Origin of the sequence: Pseudomonas sp. EA_35y_Pfl2_R5, from assembly GCF_963970805.1 — a bacterium.
Taxonomy (GTDB): Bacteria; Pseudomonadota; Gammaproteobacteria; order Pseudomonadales; family Pseudomonadaceae; genus Aquipseudomonas.
On sequence record NZ_CAXAOW010000002.1, the window covers coordinates 49,719 to 69,915 of the forward strand.

At 58.9% G+C, this 20,197-nt stretch carries 19 protein-coding genes; 5 read left to right on the forward strand and 14 right to left on the reverse strand.

The genetic code is table 11. The features are described from left to right. Window positions 1-8: 8 nt before the first annotated feature. The 5 genes from nqrE to AACX99_RS04190 are packed head-to-tail and all read right to left on the reverse strand — an operon-like array spanning window position 9 to window position 4,621. Window positions 9-617, reverse strand: a complete 609-nt coding sequence (gene nqrE / locus AACX99_RS04170) for an NADH:ubiquinone reductase (Na(+)-transporting) subunit E (RefSeq protein ID WP_090387314.1) — start codon at window positions 615-617, stop codon at window positions 9-11. After that, window positions 617-1,291, reverse strand: a complete 675-nt coding sequence (locus tag AACX99_RS04175) for an NADH:ubiquinone reductase (Na(+)-transporting) subunit D (RefSeq protein ID WP_339409754.1) — start codon at window positions 1,289-1,291, stop codon at window positions 617-619. Before AACX99_RS04175 ends, nqrE begins: the two co-directional genes overlap by 1 nt. Beyond that, the gene (locus AACX99_RS04180; protein ID WP_339409755.1) at window positions 1,288-2,076 is read right to left on the reverse strand and encodes a Na(+)-translocating NADH-quinone reductase subunit C; all 789 of its coding nucleotides are present in this window, start codon (window positions 2,074-2,076) and stop codon (window positions 1,288-1,290) included. Before AACX99_RS04180 ends, AACX99_RS04175 begins: the two co-directional genes overlap by 4 nt. Beyond that, entirely contained in the window at window positions 2,069-3,280 is a 1,212-nt protein-coding gene (locus AACX99_RS04185) for an NADH:ubiquinone reductase (Na(+)-transporting) subunit B (protein WP_339409756.1), read from the reverse strand. The genes AACX99_RS04180 and AACX99_RS04185 overlap by 8 nt, the downstream gene beginning before the upstream one ends. 3 nt (window positions 3,281-3,283) lie before the next feature. Then, entirely contained in the window at window positions 3,284-4,621 is a 1,338-nt protein-coding gene (locus AACX99_RS04190; RefSeq protein ID WP_339409757.1) for a Na(+)-translocating NADH-quinone reductase subunit A, read from the reverse strand. Window positions 4,622-4,890: 269 nt separating this feature from the next. Here AACX99_RS04190 and AACX99_RS04195 point away from each other — a divergent pair, with 269 nt between their 5' ends. After that, on the forward strand, window positions 4,891-5,451 hold the full coding sequence (locus tag AACX99_RS04195; protein WP_339409758.1) for a chalcone isomerase family protein: 561 nt from the start codon (window positions 4,891-4,893) through the stop codon (window positions 5,449-5,451). Between the two features lie 235 nt (window positions 5,452-5,686). Here AACX99_RS04195 and AACX99_RS04200 read toward each other — a convergent pair whose 3' ends face one another. Beyond that, window positions 5,687-7,153: a glyceraldehyde-3-phosphate dehydrogenase gene (locus AACX99_RS04200; protein ID WP_339409760.1), complete on the reverse strand. Its 1,467-nt coding sequence runs from the start codon at window positions 7,151-7,153 to the stop codon at window positions 5,687-5,689. 131 nt (window positions 7,154-7,284) lie between these two features. Between AACX99_RS04200 and mfd the strand changes: the two genes are divergently transcribed. Together mfd and AACX99_RS04210 are read left to right on the forward strand one after the other, a co-directional pair. Continuing rightward, the gene (gene mfd, locus AACX99_RS04205; RefSeq protein ID WP_339409762.1) at window positions 7,285-10,722 is read left to right on the forward strand and encodes a transcription-repair coupling factor; all 3,438 of its coding nucleotides are present in this window, start codon (window positions 7,285-7,287) and stop codon (window positions 10,720-10,722) included. A gap of 11 nt (window positions 10,723-10,733) precedes the next feature. Next, window positions 10,734-11,273, forward strand: coding sequence for a CsiV family protein (locus AACX99_RS04210; protein WP_339409763.1), 540 nt, complete (start codon window positions 10,734-10,736; stop codon window positions 11,271-11,273). Between the two features lie 292 nt (window positions 11,274-11,565). On the opposite strand, the gene AACX99_RS04215 is transcribed toward AACX99_RS04210, so the two are convergent. The 4 genes from AACX99_RS04215 to AACX99_RS04230 are packed head-to-tail and all read right to left on the reverse strand — an operon-like array spanning window position 11,566 to window position 14,613. After that, a complete protein-coding gene (locus tag AACX99_RS04215) occupies window positions 11,566-12,303 on the reverse strand; it encodes an S-methyl-5'-thioinosine phosphorylase (protein WP_339409764.1) in 738 nt (245 codons plus the stop codon). 10 nt (window positions 12,304-12,313) lie between these two features. Further along, complete coding sequence (gene nagZ / locus AACX99_RS04220; RefSeq protein WP_339410560.1) at window positions 12,314-13,312, reverse strand: beta-N-acetylhexosaminidase; 999 nt, start codon at window positions 13,310-13,312, stop codon at window positions 12,314-12,316. Between the two features lie 21 nt (window positions 13,313-13,333). Beyond that, window positions 13,334-13,858, reverse strand: coding sequence for a L,D-transpeptidase (locus tag AACX99_RS04225; protein ID WP_339409765.1), 525 nt, complete (start codon window positions 13,856-13,858; stop codon window positions 13,334-13,336). A gap of 47 nt (window positions 13,859-13,905) precedes the next feature. After that, window positions 13,906-14,613, reverse strand: a complete 708-nt coding sequence (locus AACX99_RS04230; RefSeq protein WP_339409767.1) for a TetR/AcrR family transcriptional regulator — start codon at window positions 14,611-14,613, stop codon at window positions 13,906-13,908. A gap of 273 nt (window positions 14,614-14,886) precedes the next feature. Here AACX99_RS04230 and lexA point away from each other — a divergent pair, with 273 nt between their 5' ends. Continuing rightward, on the forward strand, window positions 14,887-15,498 hold the full coding sequence (gene lexA / locus AACX99_RS04235; protein WP_339409768.1) for a transcriptional repressor LexA: 612 nt from the start codon (window positions 14,887-14,889) through the stop codon (window positions 15,496-15,498). 10 nt (window positions 15,499-15,508) lie between these two features. Then, window positions 15,509-15,985: an SOS-induced cell division inhibitor SulA gene (gene sulA / locus AACX99_RS04240; RefSeq protein ID WP_339409769.1), complete on the forward strand. Its 477-nt coding sequence runs from the start codon at window positions 15,509-15,511 to the stop codon at window positions 15,983-15,985. A 112-nt stretch (window positions 15,986-16,097) separates the two neighbouring features. Here the strand turns inward: sulA and AACX99_RS04245 are convergent, their stop codons facing one another. The 4 genes from AACX99_RS04245 to AACX99_RS04260 form a co-directional block, all read right to left on the reverse strand. Further along, window positions 16,098-16,331 carry a hypothetical protein gene (locus tag AACX99_RS04245; protein ID WP_167141216.1) on the reverse strand — a complete coding sequence of 78 codons (234 nt, stop codon included), beginning with the start codon at window positions 16,329-16,331 and terminating at the stop codon, window positions 16,098-16,100. 78 nt (window positions 16,332-16,409) lie between these two features. Beyond that, window positions 16,410-16,928 carry a DUF6586 family protein gene (locus AACX99_RS04250; protein WP_339409770.1) on the reverse strand — a complete coding sequence of 173 codons (519 nt, stop codon included), beginning with the start codon at window positions 16,926-16,928 and terminating at the stop codon, window positions 16,410-16,412. A gap of 213 nt (window positions 16,929-17,141) precedes the next feature. Continuing rightward, the gene (gene topA / locus AACX99_RS04255) at window positions 17,142-19,751 is read right to left on the reverse strand and encodes a type I DNA topoisomerase (protein ID WP_339409772.1); all 2,610 of its coding nucleotides are present in this window, start codon (window positions 19,749-19,751) and stop codon (window positions 17,142-17,144) included. Window positions 19,752-19,875: 124 nt separating this feature from the next. Continuing rightward, a complete protein-coding gene (locus AACX99_RS04260) occupies window positions 19,876-20,112 on the reverse strand; it encodes a DUF1653 domain-containing protein (RefSeq protein ID WP_339409773.1) in 237 nt (78 codons plus the stop codon). Between the last annotated feature and the right edge of the window lie 85 nt (window positions 20,113-20,197).

Sequence of the window (20,197 nt, forward strand, 5' to 3'; positions counted from 1 at the left end):
TCCCTTCCTTACAACTGCACGCCGGAGAAGGACATGAAGCCCAGAGACATCAGACCGATGGTGATAAAGGTGATGCCCAATCCCTGTAGACCTTCAGGTACATCGCTGTACTTGAGTTTCTCGCGAATACCCGCCAGCGCGGCAATTGCCAGGGCCCAGGAAACGCCGGCACCGACACCGTAGACGGTACTTTCCGCCAGGTTGTAGTCACGCTCGACCATAAACAGCGAGCCACCCATGATGGCGCAGTTCACGGTGATCAACGGCAGGAACACGCCGAGGGCGTTGTACAGCGAGGGCACGTACTTATCCAGGGTCATCTCGAGGATCTGGACGATCGCCGCGATCACGCCGATAAAGGTCAGCAGGCCAAGGAAGCTCAGATCGACTTGGGGATAACCGGCCCAGGCCAGTGCACCGTCCTTGAGAAGATTGGTGTAGATCAGGTTGTTCACCGGCATGGTGATACCCAGCACCACCACTACGGCAATACCGAGACCAATGGCGGTTTCGACCTTTTTCGAGATGGCAATAAAGGTGCACATGCCAAGGAAGAACGCCAGCGCCATATTCTCAACGAACACCGCACGGACGAACAGGCTGATGTAGTGCTCCATTAGTAGGCCTCCTTATTGGATACCTGAGGCGCCATCTTGAAGCTCGGTTTCTCGATCTGGTCTCTTTTCCAGACGCGAATACCCCAGATAAACAGACCGATCAGGAAGAACGCCGAAGGCGGCAGCAAGAGCATGCCGTTAGGCTGGTACCAGCCACCGTCGTTGATCACCGGGATGATCTCGTAACCCATCAGTTTCCCCGCACCAAACAGCTCACGAATGATGCCCAGGGCAACCAGCATGGCGCTATAGCCCAGACCGTTACCGATACCATCGAAGAACGACACCACTGGCGGATTCTGCATGGCAAAGGCTTCTGCGCGGCCCATCACGATGCAGTTGGTGATGATCAGACCGACAAACACCGAGAGCTGCTTGGATAGGCTGAAGGCATAGGCTTTGAGCACCTGATCAACCACGATCACCAAGGAGGCAATGATCACCATCTGCACGATCATGCGGATCGAGCCTGGGATCTGGCTGCGAATCATCGAGATAAACAGGTTGGAGAACCCGGTTACCAACGTCAGCGCGGCAGACATCACCAGCGCGGTTTTCAGGTTCGAGGTCACCGCCAGGGCGGAGCAGATACCGAGGATCTGCAGGCCAATCGGGTTGTTGTTGAAAATCGGGTTAAGCAGGACTTCTTTAATAGTCGGCTGCGACATGATCAAGCCTCCCCTGCACGCAGGTTCGCGATAAACGGACCGAAGCCATTCTGGCCAAGCCAGAACTTCAGCAAGTTGTCCACCCCATTGCTGGTCAGGGTAGCGCCTGCCAGGCCATCAACTTGATGCACGGCCTTGGGGCTTTGTGGATCGACGCCACCCTTGACGATTTGCACGGCCAGTTTGCCGTCCTCATCGAACAGGGTTTTGCCTGGCCACTGGCCTTTCCACTTCGGATTGTCGACTTCACCACCCAGGCCCGGCGTTTCGCCGTGCTGGTAGAAGCCCATGCCGACCACAGTATTAAGGTCACCCTTGAGCGCGATAAAGCCATGCAGGGTCGACCACAGACCGTAACCGCGCACTGGCAGGATCAGGGTTTCCACCTGACCATTCTTCTCCACCACATACACGGTGCTGAAGCGCTCCTGACGCTTGATCCCGGCAATGTCCTCGCTGCTCTGAAGCACGTCAGACATTTTCGGGTCTTTGGACGCCTTAAGCGGATCGAAGGTGACCGGGTCATGGGCGTCAGAGAACTTGCCAGTTTCCAGGTCCACCAGCTTGGCGCTGATGGTGCCTTTGAACATGTCCTTGACCTGAGCACTAGACATGCTGGCATCGCCCAGACCGGCAATCGCCAGAATGCTGCGCTGCTTATCCAGCAGACGGTTGTCCACCTGGGTCGGTTTCAGCGCCACGGCTGCACCGGCGACAAACACCGAGCACACCAGGCAGACCAACAGGGCCACCACCAGCGTGCGGACGGTGGATTCTTTTTGACTAGACATTACGTGCCAGCCTCCGCTTGATATTGGCTTGAACGACAAAGTGGTCGATCAGCGGTGCGAACAGGTTGGCGAACAGAATCGCCAGCATCATGCCTTCCGGGAACGCCGGGTTGACCACACGAATCAACACCACCATCACACCGATCAAGGCGCCGAAAATCCACTTGCCGGTATTGGTCATGGACGCCGACACCGGGTCGGTGGCCATAAACAACATACCGAAAGCAAAGCCACCCACCACTAGGTGCCAGTACCAAGGCATGGCAAACATCGGATTGGTAGCCGAGCCGATGGAATTCAGCAGCAGGCTAAGGCCAATCATCCCCAGCATCACACCGGCGACGATGCGCCAGGAAGCGATCTTGGTGATCAGCAGCACACCACCACCGATCAGGATTGCCAGGGTGCTGGTTTCACCGAGCGAGCCGTGAATGGTGCCAACAAAAGCGCTCATCCAGGTAACGCCATTGCTCACTACATTGTCGATACCACCTGCCGCCGCCAGGCTCAGCGAAGTAGCACCGGCAAAACCGTCTACGGCAGTCCATACCGCATCACCGGACATCTGCGCCGGGTAAGCGAAGAACAGGAAGGCACGGCCGGTCAGCGCCGGATTGAGGAAATTTTTGCCGGTCCCGCCGAACACTTCCTTGCCAATCACCACACCAAAACTGATACCCAATGCGACCTGCCAGAGCGGAATGCTCGGCGGCAGAATCAGGGCAAACAGTACGGAGGTGACGAAGAAGCCTTCGTTGACTTCGTGCTTACGGATCGACGCAAACAACACTTCCCAGAAACCACCGACGATAAACGCCGTCGCATACACCGGCAGGAAGTACGCCGCGCCCTGGATAAAGTTATCCCACAGGCTATTGGGATCAAACCCGGCCAGCGAGCCGATCAGCGCAAAGCGCCAGCCCTCTTGTGCCGTCAGCAGCTCAGGGTTGTTAGCAAAAATCAGGTTGGCCTGGTAACCGGTGTTCCACATCCCAAAAAACATCATCGGGAAGGTACACAGCCACACGGTGATCATCATGCGCTTGAGGTCGATACCGTCACGCACGTGGGCGGTGGTCTTGGTTACGCTGCCAGGGCGATAGAAGAAGGTGTCGACAGCCTCATAGAGGGCGTACCAATTCTCGTACTTGCCGCCTTTTTCAAAGTTGTGCTCGATTTTATCGAGGAATGCACGAATACCCATGACTTAACCCTCCTTCTCAATACGGGCGAGGTTATCGCGCAGGATCGGGCCGTACTCATACTTACCGGCACACACATAGGTGCACAGCGCCAGGTCTTCTTCATCGAGCTCCAGGCAGCCCAATTTCTGAGCCATCTCGGTGTCGCCGACAATCAAGTAGCGCAGCAGTTGCGTCGGCAGGATATCCAGCGGCATAACGGCTTCGTAGTTGCCCACCGGCACCATGGCGCGCGGGCTGCCATTGGTGGTGGTAGAGAAGGCGAACTTCTTCGCGGCATTGAGCTTGGACACAAAAATGTTCATCACCGAGTGCTTGTTTACCCCGGCACGCAGGTAATGCATCAGCTCACGCTCGTGTCCTTCAACCAGGCAGGACACCTGCAGGTGATAGCGACCGAGGAAGGCGAAAGCACCCTGCGCCGTACGGCCACCCAGCACTGAGCCGGAAATAACCCGATTGACACCAGGCTGCAGCTGACCTGCAGTCAGCTCACTGAGACTCGCGCCCAGACGCGTGCGCAGCAGACGTGGCTGCTCAACCACAGGGCCGGCCAGCGCAACGACACGCTCGGTCCAGAGCTGACCGGTGGTGAACAGTTTGCCGATGGCAATCACGTCCTGATAGTTGATCGACCAGACGCTCTTGGTGGCGCTGACCGGATCGAGGAAGTGGATGTGCGTGCCCGGCAAACCCGCCGGGTGCGGGCCAGCGAAGGCTTCGGTGTGCACGTTGCTCAGCTGCTCACCAGGCAAGCTGGTACCTTCAGCCTTGCACAGAAACACCTTGGCCAGATTGCTCAGCACTTGCAGACCATTGTTAAAGTCGTCGGCATACTCGGCAATCACCACAGCCGGATCGGCTGCCAGCGGCTGGGTATCAATGGCCGTAACGAAAATCGAGCTGGGCTGTGCATCAGCAGCCGGCACCTTGCTGAAAGGACGGGCACGCAGTGCGGTCCACAGGCCCGATTGCAGCAGGACTTCACGCACTTTGGCGTCGCCAACAGTCGCCAGCTGGTCAACTGCTACGTGATCAAAGGTGATTTGCTCATCGCCCTCGACATCGATCACCACCGATTGCAGCACACGCTTTTCACCACGGTGGATTGCGCTGATCACGCCTGCGGCTGGAGCGGTGTATTGCACGCCTGGCGACTTCTTGTCCGAGAACAGCACCTGGCCAAGCTTGACCCGGTCACCGACCTGGACCTCCATCGAAGGCTTCATACCGTGATAATCGAAGCCTATGACGGCGACGCTACGCACCGGCCTTGCAGCCTCAATGCGCTGCGCCGGCACGCCTGTTATGGGCAAATCAAGCCCATGTTTAATTTTGATCATAGGTTTGCCTAACCACTGATTTATAAGCTTTTTTAGAATACGGACGACACCAACGCAGAAAAATGCGGCGCAACGCCAAAACAGATCGGGCGCTAGGCAGGATGTCGGTCGCGGGAAAAAATCTGGCCGATTATAAGTCGCACCTTCGGCCACTGGCCACCCAAGCGCTTGCTTTTATCCGGTTTAACGTAACAGAAGGCAACAGATGCCGGCTTGACTGCAAAGCCGTCGCGCGCGACATAAGACTAATAGACCAACGGAGCACTGCCATGCGCCTGCTACTCGCGCTTACCACCCTAATGCTGCTGAGCAGCGAGTTATTCGCCAACAACCGCGAACGCCTGCAAGAAGCCAACTTCGCCACCACGCACCAGCTCGAGCAGAACAGCCTGGAGCGCAAGAACCAAAGCGTGCTCACCTACCTGTGGGCCGATGTCTATGCTGCGGCCTTCTATGCCCCCAGCGAGGCCAGTGCCAGCCAGGCAGCCGCCCAGCCACTCACACAACGCCTGGAGCTCTATTACTTCCGTAACATCGACAGCCAAGACGTGATCAAAGCCGCCTGGGTCACGCTCGAACGCCAGCACGACGCCGCCACACTGCAGCGCCTTCGCCCCGAAGTAGACACCCTACACGCCACGTTCAAAGATATTCGCCCAGGTGACCGTTACGCCCTGAACCTTAACGCAGGCAGCGGCCTGACCTTGGAAATAAACGGCAAAGTCGCCTACGCCAGCCAGGACCCGGCACTGGCCAAGGCCTACCTGGGCATCTGGCTGTCACCTAACGGCCTGTCGGATAAGTTACGCACCAGTCTACTGGCCGACTAAAACAGGCTGTCAAAACCACCTGCGTTGCCATCGCGACGTTAAAAACGGCCGGGACGCGACGTCTCAAAGTGCTCATTTACAGCCCGTAAGCCCCGTTTTTTTTCGTCTGTTTGACCGCCGGAAGCTGTTACTAACGCGGCGCCTGCGCTGGCTGCCTCACCGACGTTTTCAACGACCTGTTTTTCCAGACAATAAAAAACGGGAGCCGAAGCTCCCGTTTTTTTATTGCCTGCGCTTAGCGCGGGAAGGCTGGCGGGTTGACCCCGGCCATGTCTTCCATCACGCGTACCACCTGGCAGCTGTAACCGAATTCGTTGTCGTACCAGACGTACAGCACAACGCGGTTGTCATTGCAGATGGTGGCTTCGGCATCGACCACACCGGCGTGGCGCGAGCCGACGAAGTCAGTGGAGACCACTTCCTGCGACTGCACGAAGTCGATCTGCTTCTGCAGGTCCGAGTGCATGGCCATCTGGCGCAGGTACTCGTTGACCTCTTCACGGCTGGTGGCTTTCTCAAGGTTGAGGTTGAGAATGGCCATCGACACGTTCGGCGTCGGTACGCGAATCGCGTTACCGGTCAGCTTGCCTTTCAGCACCGGCAGCGCCTTGGCGGCAGCAGTGGCGGCACCGGTTTCGGTGATCACCATGTTCAGCGGCGCGCTGCGGCCACGGCGATCGCCCTTGTGGAAGTTGTCGATCAGGTTCTGGTCGTTGGTGTACGAGTGCACCGTTTCGACGTGACCGTTGACGATGCCGTACTGATCATTGATCGCCTTAAGCACCGGCACGATGGCGTTGGTGGTGCAGGAAGCGGCCGAGATGATCTTGTCGTCAGCGTTGATTTCGCCGTGGTTGATGCCGTGCACGATGTTCTTCAGCGCGCCCTTGCCCGGCGCGGTCAGCACCACGCGATCGACACCCGGGCAGGCCAGGTGCTGGCCCAGGCCATCGGCGTCACGCCACACACCGGTGTTGTCCACCAGCAGCGCGTTCTTGATGCCGTACTGGGTGTAGTCGACTTCGGCCGGCGACTTGGCGTAGATCACCTGAATCAGGTTGCCGTTGGCGGTCAGAGTGCTGTTTTCTTCGTCGATGGTGATGGTGCCATCAAACTTGCCGTGTACTGAGTCGCGGCGCAGCAAACTGGCGCGCTTGACCAGGTCATTGGTCGCGCCCTTACGCACAACAATGGCGCGAAGACGCAGACCGTCGCCGCCACCGGTTTTCTCGATCAGAATGCGCGCCAGCAGGCGGCCGATACGACCGAAGCCGTACAACACCACGTCGGTACCTTCGCGGGCTTCGCTATTCTGCGTACCTGCTACTTCGACCAGCTCGTCCTTGACGAACTGCTCAATGCTGCGGCCCTGGCCTTCAGTCTTGAACTTGCTGACCATCTTGCCCAGGTCCACCGAGGCGGCACCCAGCTTGAGTTCGCTCATGGCCTTGAGCACCTGGAAGGTATCGTGCACCGACAATTCACTGTCGCCAGCCAGACGGTGACGCGCGAAGCGGTGGGCCTTGAGAATGTCGATCACCGAACGGTTGATCAGACCACGGCCGTAGATCGAGGTGACCACGTTGTTGTTACGGTAGAGCTGGCCAATCATCGGAATCATCGCTTCCGCAAGGGCTTCTCGATCGATCCACTCACCGAGACACTGGTCGGGCTTCTGAGTCACGGGCAGTACCTTCCACATGTAGGGGCTGAAAAAAGGGGCTACATTATGACGGCGCAAGCAAGCATGAGCAATGCACGACTGTCGTAACTGACACCGCACATAAACGCCCGCTACAATCGTCGGCCTTGTGCCATGACCGTGAGCCGCCCGTGCCTGTACTGCGTCTACCGTCCCTGCCGGCCACTGCCGGCAAACAACACTGGGGCAACCTGCCCGGTGCCGCGCTGAGCCTGGCGATTGCCGAAGCCGCCAGCAATGCCAAACGCTTCACCCTGCTGCTGACTGCCGACAGCCAGAGTGCCGAGCGCCTGCAAGAGGAGTTGAGCTTTTTCGCTCCGGATTTGCCGGTGCTGCATTTCCCTGACTGGGAAACCCTGCCCTACGACCTGTTCTCACCACACCAGGACATCATTTCCCAGCGTATTGCTGCGCTATATCGCCTGCCCGAGCTGAAACACGGTGTTTTGGTAGTGCCGATCACCACCGCCCTACACCGTTTGGCGCCCAAGCGCTTCTTGCTTGGCAGCAGCCTGGTCATGCAGGTCGGCCAGCAACTTGACGTCAATCAGATGCGCAGCAACCTGGAAGCCGCTGGCTACCGCTGCGTTGACACGGTGTATGAGCATGGCGAATTCGCCGTGCGCGGCGCGCTGATTGATCTGTTTCCGATGGGCAGCAGCCTGCCGTATCGCATCGACCTGTTCGATGACGAAATCGAAACCCTGCGCACCTTCGACCCGGAAACCCAACGTTCCATCGATAAGGTTGAGTCGATCAAGCTACTGCCGGCGCGCGAGTTTCCGCTGGAAAAGAAAGCCGTCACCGATTTCCGCGGGCGCTTTCGCGAACGTTTCGATGTGGATTTTCGCCGCTGCCCGATCTATCAGGATCTCTCCACCGGCATCACCCCTGCCGGTATCGAGTACTACCTGCCGCTGTTTTTTGAAGAAACCGCCACCCTCTTCGACTATTTACCCAGCGACACCCAAGTGTTCTCTCTGCCCGGCATTGAGAAAGCCGCCGAGCAGTTTTGGGTGGATGCGCGCAGCCGCTACGAAGATCGCCGCGTCGACCCGGAACGCCCGCTGCTGCCGCCTGCAGATATTTTTCTACCGGTAGAAGACTGTTTTGCCCGGCTGAAGAACTGGCCGCGCGTCGTAGTCAGCCAGGACGACATCGAAACCGGCGTCGGCCGCTTACGCTTCGATGCCAAACCGCTACCGGATCTGGCCATCCAGGCCAAAGCCGGTGAACCGCTGGCCGCGCTGCGCCGATTTATCGAGGAATACCCCGGCCGCGTGTTGTTCTGCGCCGAATCCGCCGGCCGCCGCGAAGTGCTGCTGGAGTTGCTCGCCCGCCTCAAGCTCAAGCCCAACGAATTCGACAGCTGGCCAGCGTTCACCGCCAGTAAAGAGCGCCTGGGTATCTGTATCGCGCCGCTGGATGACGGCCTGCTGCTGGAAGACCTGGCACTGGTGGCGGAAAGCCCACTGTTCGGCCAGCGCGTCATGCAGCGCCGCCGCCGCGAGAAATCCCGCGACGGTGGCGATAACGTCATCAAAAACCTCACCGAACTGCGCGAAGGCTCGCCGGTGGTGCATATCGACCATGGCGTCGGCCGCTACCTGGGCCTGGTGACCATGGAGTTCGACGGCCAGGCCGCCGAGTTCCTCGCCCTGATGTACGCCGAGGAAGCCAAGCTCTATGTGCCGGTGGCCAGCTTGCACCTGATCGCCCGCTACACCGGCAGCGACGACGCCCTCGCGCCGCTGCACCGCCTCGGCTCGGAAATCTGGCAGAAGGCCAAGCGCAAGGCCGCCGAACAGGTGCGCGATGTCGCCGCCGAACTGCTCGACGTCTACGCTCGCCGCGCCGCCCGCGAAGGCTATGCATTTGCCGACCCGAAGGCCGACTACGCCACGTTCAGCGCCGGCTTCCCTTTCGAGGAAACGCCGGATCAGCAAGCCGCCATCGAGGCGGTATACAGCGACATGCTCTCCGCCAAACCCATGGACCGCCTGGTATGTGGCGATGTTGGCTTCGGCAAAACCGAGGTGGCGATGCGCGCCGCCTTTATCGCCATGCATGGCGGCAAGCAGGTGGCGGTGCTGGTGCCCACCACCCTGCTCGCCCAGCAGCACTACAACAGCTTCCGCGACCGCTTCGCCGACTGGCCGGTCAAGGTCGAGGTGATGAGCCGTTTCAAGTCGGCCCGCGAAGTTAACGAGGCCATGCAGCAACTGGCTGAGGGCAAGGTAGATATCGTTATCGGCACCCACAAGCTGCTGCAGGACGACGTTAAATTCAGCAACCTGGGCCTGGTGATCATCGACGAAGAGCACCGCTTTGGCGTGCGCCAGAAAGAACAGCTCAAGAGCCTGCGCAGCGAGGTGGACATCCTCACCCTCACCGCCACACCAATTCCGCGCACCCTGAACATGGCCGTGGCCGGCATGCGTGATCTGTCGATTATCGCCACGCCGCCAGCGCGGCGTTTGTCGGTGCGCACCTTCGTCATGGAGCAGAACAACCCGACGATCAAAGAAGCGTTGCTGCGTGAACTGCTGCGTGGTGGTCAGGTGTACTACCTGCACAACGATGTTAAGACCATCGAGAAATGCGCCGCCGATCTCGCCGAATTGGTGCCCGAAGCCCGTATCGGTATCGGCCACGGGCAGATGCACGAACGGGAACTGGAACAGGTGATGGGCGATTTCTATCACAAGCGCTTCAACGTGCTGATCGCCTCGACCATCATCGAAACCGGTATCGACGTGCCGAGCGCCAACACCATCATCATTGAGCGCGCTGACAAGTTCGGCCTGGCTCAGCTGCATCAGCTGCGCGGGCGCGTCGGCCGCAGCCACCACCAGGCCTACGCCTACCTGCTGACCCCGCCGCGTAAACAGATGACCGACGACGCGCAAAAGCGCCTGGAAGCCATCTCCGGCGCCCAGGACCTCGGCGCCGGCTTTCTGCTGGCCACCCATGACTTGGAAATCCGCGGTGCCGGCGAGCTGCTCGGCGACGGCCAGAGCGGGCAGATACAGGCGGTGGGCTTCACCCTCTATATGGAAATGCTCGAGCGCGCGGTTAAATCGATCCGCAAGGGCGAGCAGCCCAACCTTGACCAACCACTGGGCGGTGGCCCGGAGATCAACCTGCGCGTACCGGCGCTGATCCCCGAGGACTACCTGCCCGACGTGCATACGCGCCTGATTCTCTACAAGCGCATCGCTAACGCTGCCGACGAGGATGGCCTGAAAGAACTGCAAGTGGAGATGATCGACCGCTTCGGCTTGCTGCCGGATCCGACCAAGAACCTGGTGCGCATCACCTTGCTGAAATTGCAGGCGGAAAAGCTCGGAATCAAGAAGGTCGATGCAGGTCCACAAGGCGGGCGTATCGAGTTCGCCGCCGATACCTGCGTCGATCCGCTAACCCTGATCAAACTGATCCAGAGCGCGCCAAACCGCTACAAGTTCGAAGGCGCGACAATGTTTAAAATCCAGGTGCCCATGGAGCGCCCGGAAGAACGCTTCAATACCTTGGAGGCGCTGTTCGAGCGCCTGTCTCCCGCTACCTAAAGGACTGACCCATGCGCGCATTCCGCACCCTGGCCCTGCTGCCGCTTCTCCTGCTGGGCCTGCTCAGCAGCACTACCGCCCTGGCTGAAAGCCTGTATCAGGTTGAAGTCATCGTATTCCGCCAAGCCGCCACGCCGATTTCCGCCGGCCAACTACCACCCGACAACTGGGCGCAGAATGCGCTGCCGGTGGATGGCAGCAACAGCCGCAGCACCGCACTAAATGCCGAAGCCGGCAAGCTCAGCCCCTCCAATGGTTATCAGGTATTGCTGCACAAAGCCTGGTCCCAGAGCCTGGGCGAGTCGAGCAGCCGCGTCGCCATCAGCACCGGCGATGAGCAGTTCGGTCACTACCCAGTCGAAGGCACAATCAGCCTTAAAGCCGGCCGCGTGATCGAGCTAGACAGCGACATCTGGGTCAACCAGCTCGACGCCAGCGGCATCCTCACCGACAGTGAGCGCATCAAACAGAGCAGCCGCCTGAAAAGCGGCGAGCTGACCTTTGTCGATAATGGCAGCCTGGGCATGCTGATTCGCGTCAGACCGCTGTAGAACCTACTTACGATCAGCTGCGCGTCGGCCCTACTGCGTTAAAAACAGGCTCGCAAAGCCACTTGTGACTAACGCGCTTCAGCGCGACCCGAAGGGCGAGTGAAACGAGTAATGCTCATTTACATCAGTAAACTCGTGTGCGAGCCCAGCCCGCTTCCTCGCCGCTTTGACCAACCATCGGCTGTTACTACGTAGCGCCTTGCATGGCTCTAGCTCGCAAAATCGTAACTAGCTTCTAAGAACTTAAAAAAGGGCCGCATTGCGCGGCCTTTTTTATTGCAGCACAGCCCAGTCAGCTGGCCAGCACCCGCGCCAATACGGCCTTGACCGTACCCATACCCTCTTCCAGAGCACGTTCGATTTCCGCCATGGTGATCAGCGCACGGGACTTGCCAGCGGCCGGGTTTACCACCAACGCCAGGCAGGCATAGGGCAAAGCCAGTTCACGGGCCAGCACGGCTTCCGGCATACCGGTCATGCCGACGATATCGCAGCCATCACGCTCCATCCGCGCGATCTCAGCAACGGTTTCCAACCGCGGCCCCTGGGTGCAACCGTAAAGACCGTGGCTGCTAAACGCGCAGTGTTCGGCAGTCAGGGCGTTAGCCAGCTTGGTGCGCAACCCTGCGTCATAGGGGTGGCTGAAATCGACGTGAGTGACATGCTCCAGCTCCCCCTCGAAATAGGTGTGCTCGCGCCCCGAGGTGTAATCGATGATCTGGTGCGGAAGGCAGAAATGCCCGGTACCCATGGCCGGGTGAATACCACCCACCGAGTTGACCGCGATAATCGCCTTGGCGCCAGCCTCACGCAGCGCCCAGAGGTTGGCGCGGTAGTTGACCTGATGCGGCGGAATGCGATGCGGGTGCCCGTGGCGAGCGAGGAACAGCACCTCACGACCGGCATAGTCACCTTTGAGCACCGCCGCAGAGGGCGCACCATAGGGCGTATCGATATGCAGCGCCGCCTTGATGGTCAGCCCGTCCAACTTGGTCAGACCGGTGCCACCGATAATCGCGTAAACCGTCATCCATTACTCCTTAGTCGATTAATTGCGCATCGCGCAGGCTGCCAAGTGCCGCCAGCCAACGCGGACTCTGCCGATACTCAATGCCAGGGAAGGCCTGCCGGCGCATCCGCGCCAGACCTTGTGGCGGTTCCACCTTGAGGCGCTGCAAGGCGCTCAAGGCCAGCTCAGCTGATGCTCGGTCATTACATACCAGGCCCATATCACAACCTGCCGCCAACGCCGCCTCGATACGGCAAGCCGCATCACCGACCACATGGGCGCCGGCCATGGACAAATCGTCGCTGAAAATAACCCCATCAAAGGCCAGCTCGCCGCGAAGGATGTCTTGCAACCAACGCCGGGAAAAGCCAGCAGGCTGGTTATCCACCTGAGGGTAGATCACATGAGCAGGCATCACCGCAGCCAACTGCCGACGCAATTGTGCAAAAGGCTGTATATCGACTGCACGAATCTGTTCCAGGCTGCGCTCATCCACAGGGATGGCCACATGGGAATCCGCCTCGGCCCAGCCGTGGCCAGGGAAATGCTTGCCGGTGGCAGCCATACCCGCAGCGTTCATCCCGCGGATAAATGCGCCAGCCAGTAAGGTGGCGCGCTGCGCATCACCTTCAAAAGAACGACTGCCAACTACAGCACTACGCTGATGATCGAGATCCAGCACCGGGGCAAAGCTCAGGTCCAAGCCTGCTGCCAGCACTTCGGTTGCCATGACCCAGCCGCACTGCTCGGCCAGATGCTCGGCATTGGCGTTATCGGCCAACGCGCGCATCGCCGGCAAGCGCACAAAGCCCTGACGCAGACGCTGCACGCGCCCGCCTTCTTGATCCACCGCCAGCAGCAAATCAGGCCGCACTGCACGAATGGCCGCAGACAGCTCGCGCACCTGGCGCGGGTCTTCAATATTGCGCGCGAACAGAATCAATCCGGCCACCTGCGGCTGTCGTAGCAGCTGGCGATCCTCAGCGGTCAGCCAGGTGCCTGCGATATCCAGCATCAATGAACCTTGCATGCGTGTACTCACAACTCTTCCTTAATTAAGAGACGCTACCGCCCACTCGGGGCAGGCGGCCTCGTCAATCTGTACCGCACAGTGAAGCGGAACGCGCGCATACAGCTCCAACAGATCACTGTTGCGCAGACGCACGCAGCCATGCGACAGCGCCACGCCCATGGGCTCGCTGTCCGGCGTACCGTGTATGTAGATATAGCGGGCAAAGGTATCGACAGCGCCCAGACGATTGCGCCCAGGCTCACGACCACTCAACCAGAGAATGCGCGTGAGAATCCAGTCGCGCCCGGGAAATTGAGCATGCAACTCGGGCGACCAGACCTCGCCCGTCCAGCGCCGACCACGCAGCACAGCGGCATTTGGCAAGCCCTCGCCAATCTTCGCCCGCACCTGGTGCAAGCCACGCGGTGTGCAGCCAGAACCATTGCGCTCACCGGCGCCATTGAGCGCGGTAGACACACTCAGGCGCAGCAGCAGCTGCCCGTTGGCAAAGCCATACAGGCACTGATCAGCGAGGGAAATATGTAGAAAATCGAGAGCAACCATGGGCGGCTAGCTTAGCGGATAGCATCCGCCAAGCCCACCTACCGAGGTCAAACTTTGCTGAGCGCAGCGGGAGTTTTGGTACGCGGTTTGAGTTGAGCGCTGGCCAGAGCTTCATCGGTCAAACCGGTTTCCGAACGCATGCCGGCAGCCAGGAATGGCACCATCAGGCGCATCACCTGCTCAATCGAGGTGTTAACGCCGAAATCGGTTTCCGACATGGCCCGCAGGGCCTTGATCCCGGACATGCTGAACGCCGCGGCGCCGAGCATAAAATGCACGCGCCAGAACAGTTCCAGCGGAGGAATGCGCGGAGCGGCTTCATGCACCAGCTGCATGTAACGGCGGAACACCTTGCCGTACACCTCTTCGAGGTACTTACGCAGGTGTCCCTGACTCTGGCTGAAGGCCAAGCCCAGCAAACGCATAAAGATTGAGAGGTCGTTGCCGCTGCGCGGCTTTACTGCCAGCGCCTGCTCGACCAGCAATTCCAGCAGCTCTTCGAGGCTGACCTTGGTTTCCGGCTTGGCCTGACGGCGATCCAGCTCACGCTCCAGGCTTACGCAGAAAGGCCCGAGAAAGCGCGAGAACACTGCCTGAATCAGGGCCTTCTTCGAGCCGAAATGATAATTCACCGCAGCCAGGTTTACCCCTGCCTTACTGGTGATCAAACGCAGAGAAGTTTCTGCGAAACCTTTCTCCGCAAAAAGCTGCTCTGCCGCATCGAGAATGCGTTCAACGGTTTCCGACTGGGCCATGACTCTTTTCATCTGAACAAACACTTGTTTGAAACATACGTTTCAGCCGCCCGCCTTGTCAAGCCGGGCAAACCATCTTGTGGCCGGGTGGTCACAGACATCCGCTAAAGGTACGAGCTAACCCTAGCTAGACGCCCCATGAGATGCCCGAGTAACAGTGCGCTGCAACAGACGGGGGTAAAGATCAATTGAGTAGAGATCAGAACACAAGGATTGCCAACCGCTGATCACTGTATATAATCCCAGTCACTGTACAAAAAAACAGAGCCGACCATGCTAAAACTGACGCCGCGCCAAGCTGAAATACTCGCCTTCATCAAGGAGTGCCTTGAAGACAACGGCTACCCGCCTACCCGCGCGGAAATCGCCTTGAAACTGGGTTTCAAATCCCCCAACGCAGCGGAAGAGCACCTAAAGGCCCTGGCCCGCAAGGGTGCTATCGAAATGACGCCTGGCGCTTCACGCGGCATCCGCATTCCAGGCGTCGAGCCCAACACCGAGGAAGAGGAAGGCTTGCCGGTGATTGGCCGCGTCGCTGCAGGTGCGCCGATTCTGGCGCAGCAGCATGTCGAAGAGTCCTGCAAGATCAATCCAGACTTCTTCCACCCCAAGGCCGACTATCTGCTGCGCGTACGCGGCATGAGCATGAAAGACATCGGCATCTTTGATGGCGACCTGCTGGCCGTACACACCACCCGCGAAGCCCGCAATGGGCAAGTTGTTGTGGCGCGCCTTGACGATGAAGTGACCGTCAAACGCTTTAAGCGCGAAGGCAACAAGGTCTGGCTGATTGCGGAAAACCCGGAATTCGCGCCGATCGAAGTAAACCTGGAAGAACAGGACCTGATTATTGAAGGCTTGAGCGTCGGCGTTATCCGCCGCTAGTGGAGGATTTATGCAGTTCCCGCAATCACTGAACCGTACACAACTGCCTTTGTTCGATGCATTTCTGGCATCGACGGTGACGCCATTACTTGCCGATAGCGCTGAACTGCCCTGGCAGGGTGATGAGACAGAGACATTCAGTGAACTGTCGCTGCGTGGTGCAGCCGGGCACTGCCTGAACCTTCTAGCGCCGATTCTACGTGAGCTTAGCGACAACCACGACGAACGCTGGCTGACCCTGATCGCACCACCATCGAGCCTGACCCAAACCTGGCTACGCGAGGCAGGCCTGAACCGCGAACGCATTCTGCTGCTGCACCCACGCGGCGCACAAAGCGCGCTGGAGTTGGCGCAACAAGCCTTGACGCTGGGCCGCAGTCACACCGTAGTCAGCTGGCTGCACCCACTTGAGCGCCAGGCACGGCAACAGCTTGAGCAAGCGGCCCGTCAGGGCAAGGCGCAAAGCCTGAATATCAGTCTGGGGTAATTGGCCGAAGGTCACGCACAAGGAATGTGCATGTTAGCCAGTAAAAACCTGATGCAAGAAACAGCTAACAAGGACAGAACGCTCTAGCTCAATACCCGGAAGGATTCTGCACTCAATGCAGAATCCGCGGCCCTTCTTCCTGCTGGAAATTATTTTCAGCCAAGCGCCCTGCCATCTGCACACCGACATTGAGCATGGCCTTGGCCACCTCAACATGCTGCCCCTGCAGGAAGGCCTTGGCATCGGCAGAGAAGTCCAGTACCACCAGTGACTCTTCATCCTCTGCACGACGCAGGGCGATGCGCCCGTCGGGCAATTCAACAATTTCCAAGAATGATGTAGGCATTGGCTTAGCTCTCCACGATAGGCCGACAGTGTAACAGCCGACCCGGGCTCACCCTAGTCCGCCGGTCCAATCAGCCTCTTACCATTCGCTCAGGGTTTGCCGAAAGCGCTGTGCCAGAGCCTTCAATTGCTGACGCCAGGCCTCAAGCGTGTCCTGCGCCAAAGGGGCGACTTCTTCATCCAGGCTGACCGCGGTGATCAACGGCGTAGCGGGATCGAGCTTGGCCTTCTTGCCAGCTTGCGGCGGCTGAAACAACTCGGCATATGCCTTGAGCAGTTGCGCGACCCAACTATCGGCTGACTGCGCCAACTCGACCAGCTCACCCAACTCCTGGCTTGGCGCAGCCTGCAACACCGCCTCAGTGAGAAAGCGCTCGACACGCGACGCGGCGCTGTCAGGCAAGCGGTAGTAGCCGCCGATTTCATGGCACAGGCCCAGCAGGGCACCGTACAGATGAAACAGCGCAGCCTCACGCTCTGCCTGGATCAACGCCAGGGCATTCAAGCTCTGGCCTTGCTCAGCCTTACGCCAAGACTCCAGCGCCAGACCGGCGTAGAAAATTTTCTGATTGGTACGGGTATAGAGCTCATTGGCCATTGCGGCACCCTCCGTAGCGGATCGAATAAGCATACGCGCGCCCGCAACAACAGGCGTGCACTTAGAGCCAGTTTACGACCTAGCGCGCTAGAGCCAGTCAAGATAAAAACAGCCGAGGAAGCGCAGTTTACTGGTTGTAAATGAGCATACCGAGGCTGTTTTTAATGCAGGATGGCCGACACGCAGCAGATCGTAAGCTGGTTCTTAGCTAGATCAGCTCTTGTCTTCCACTTTCCACTTGCCGCCATCAAAGAACGCGCGCCAACCCGTCGGCTTGCCGTCGACCTCGGTCTGCACGTACTGCTCCTTAGTCTTGCGGCTGTAGCGAATCACCGCTGCACGACCTTGCGGGTCTTTCTTCGGTGCGTCGCAGAGGAAGTGATACTTGGGGTCGATCTCATCGCGATGCGGAATCAGCTCCAACACCAGCGGTGCACGGGTTTCGCGGTTCTTCGGGAACTGGCTGGCGGCCAGGAAAAGACCCGAGGCACCATCGCGCAAGATGTAGGTATCGTTAACCTTCTCGCACTTGAGCTCCGGCATCTTCACCGGGTCCATTTTCGGCGGCGCCGCTTCACCGCTTTTCAGCAGTTTGCGGGTGTTCTTACACTCACTGTTGGTGCAACCGAAGAACTTGCCGAAACGGCCCGTCTTGAGCTGCATCTGGCTACCGCACTTATCGCACTCCAGGCTCGGACCCTCGTAGCCTTTGATACGGTACTGACCCTGCTCCACTTCATAACCGCTGCAATCCGGGTTATTGCCGCAGATATGCAACTTGCGGGTTTCATCAAGCAGATAGGCGTCCATCGCAGTCGAACAGATCGGGCAGCGGTGCTTGCCAAGTAACACGCGCGACTCCGACTCGCCTTCATCGTCCGCAGCAATTTCATCGCCCGGCACCAGATTGACGGTGGCTTTGCAGCGCTCTTTCGGCGGCAATGCATAGCCCGAGCAACCAAGGAATACGCCAGTTGATGCGGTACGAATGGTCATCGGCCGACCGCAATCGCGGCAGGCGATATCGGTCAGCGTAGGTGTATTGGCGCGCATGCCGCCATCACTGTCGCCTGCCACCTCAAGCTTCTTCTTGAAGTCACCGTAGAACTCGTCGAGCACGTGCTTCCACTCACGCTCGCCCTGGGCCACATCATCAAGATGCTCTTCCATGCCAGCGGTAAAGCCGTAATCCATCAGATTGGAGAAACTCTCAGCCAGACGCTCGGTGACGATGTCGCCCATCTTCTCCGAGTAGAAACGACGATTGTGCAGGGCCACGTAGCCGCGATCCTGGATGGTGCCGATAATCGCCGCGTAGGTCGAAGGACGACCGATACCACGCTTTTCCATCTCCTTGACCAGGCTGGCTTCCGAGTAACGCGCGGGCGGCTTGGTGAAGTGCTGACTAGGGTCGAGCTTGATCAGCTTGAGCGTTTCGCCTTGAGCCATGTCTGGCAGCACATCGTCATCGCCCGGCTTACTTAGCTGCGGCAACGCACGGGTATAACCATCGAATTTGAGAATACGGCCCTTGGCACGCAGTTCAAACTGCGCAGCCGTCACGGTGACCGTGGTCGACAGGTATTCGGCCGGCGGCATCTGGCACGCCACAAATTGGCGCCAGATCAGCTCATACAGACGCTCAGCGTCACGTTCCATGCCCGACAGCTGAGTCGGTTTGAGGTTGACGTCGGAAGGACGAATCGCCTCGTGCGCTTCCTGGGCGCCTTCCTTGCTGCTGTAGGTAATCGGGTTGGTCGGCAGGTACTTTTTGCCGAACTCACCTTCGATAAAGCCCCGCACCATGCTCACGGCATCGGCCGAAAGATTGGTCGAGTCGGTACGCATATAGGTGATGTAACCGGCCTCATACAGACGCTGGGCCATCATCATGGTTTTCTTCACCCCGAAACCCAAACGGTTACTCGCGGCCTGCTGCAGAGTGGAGGTAATAAACGGCGCGGAAGGCTTGCTGCTGGTTGGTTTATCTTCACGCTTGCTAATGCTGTAGCTAGAGGCTTTCAGCGTAGCCAAAGCGGCCATGGCCTGGGCTTCATTCAGCGGTTTGAACGCAGCGCCGTTCTCACGGGCCACTTCAAAGCGCACGTTAGCGCCTTTGGCGGTCCCCAGGTCAGCGTGCACTTCCCAGTATTCTTCGGGAACAAACGCGCGGATCTCTTTCTCGCGCTCCACCACCAGCTTCACCGCTACCGACTGCACACGGCCAGCCGACAAACCGCGAGCGATCTTCGCCCACAGCAGCGGCGAGACCATGTAGCCCACTACACGGTCGAGGAAGCGCCGCGCCTGCTGGGCATTGACCCGGTTGATATCAAGCTCGCCAGGCTTAGAAAACGCGTCCTGGATGGCCTTCTTGGTAATTTCGTTGAACACCACGCGCTTGTAACGGCTGTCGTCGCCACCAATGGATTCGCGCAGGTGCCAGGCAATGGCTTCCCCCTCGCGGTCCAAGTCGGTTGCGAGATAGATGGTGTCGGCATCCTTGGCCAAACGGCGCAACTCCTCGACGACCTTCTCTTTGCCTGGAAGAATCTCGTACTTGGCCTTCCAGCCGTGCTCGGGATCAACCCCCATGCGCGCAAACAGCTGACGCTTGGCTTTTTCCTTGGGCGACAGCGCCGGTACTTCACCTGCAGCGGCTTTGCCACGCTTGACCGGCTCTTTGGCGGTGCTCGCCGAACCACTGGTGGGTAGGTCACGGATGTGGCCGATGCTCGACTTCACCACGTACTCGTTGCCCAAGTACTTGTTGATGGTCTTGGCCTTGGCCGGGGATTCCACGATGACCAGCGATTTGCCCATGGATTGGAAAATTCCTGAATTCGGTAAATAAAAGCGGGAGGCGCTGTACTGCCTGCTAGCGCGGCACCGCTATATATAGTGGTGGTCCGGCCGAGGTCAAGCGCAGCAGTGGCCCGATGTCAGCTCAAGGCTGAGTGAACAGTGCAGTTTCCGCCTGAATCAAAGCAAAGCGTGGAACCGTCTCGCCGTCCACCTCAACGCTTTCGCAGAACATCTCCAGCGGCCGCACCCACAGGCCAAACTCACCGTACAGCGCCTGATAGACCACCATCGCCTGCTCCGTTTCGGAATGCTGGGCTACGCCAAAAACACGGTATTCAGGGCCCTTATAGTGACGGTAGAGGCCGGGCTGTAGCTGCATCGGTGAATTCCTTGAAGATTTTCTGCTGATAAACAAAAACCGGGGCACTTGGCCCCGGTTTTTCCATCTCTTACACCTGTGAAGC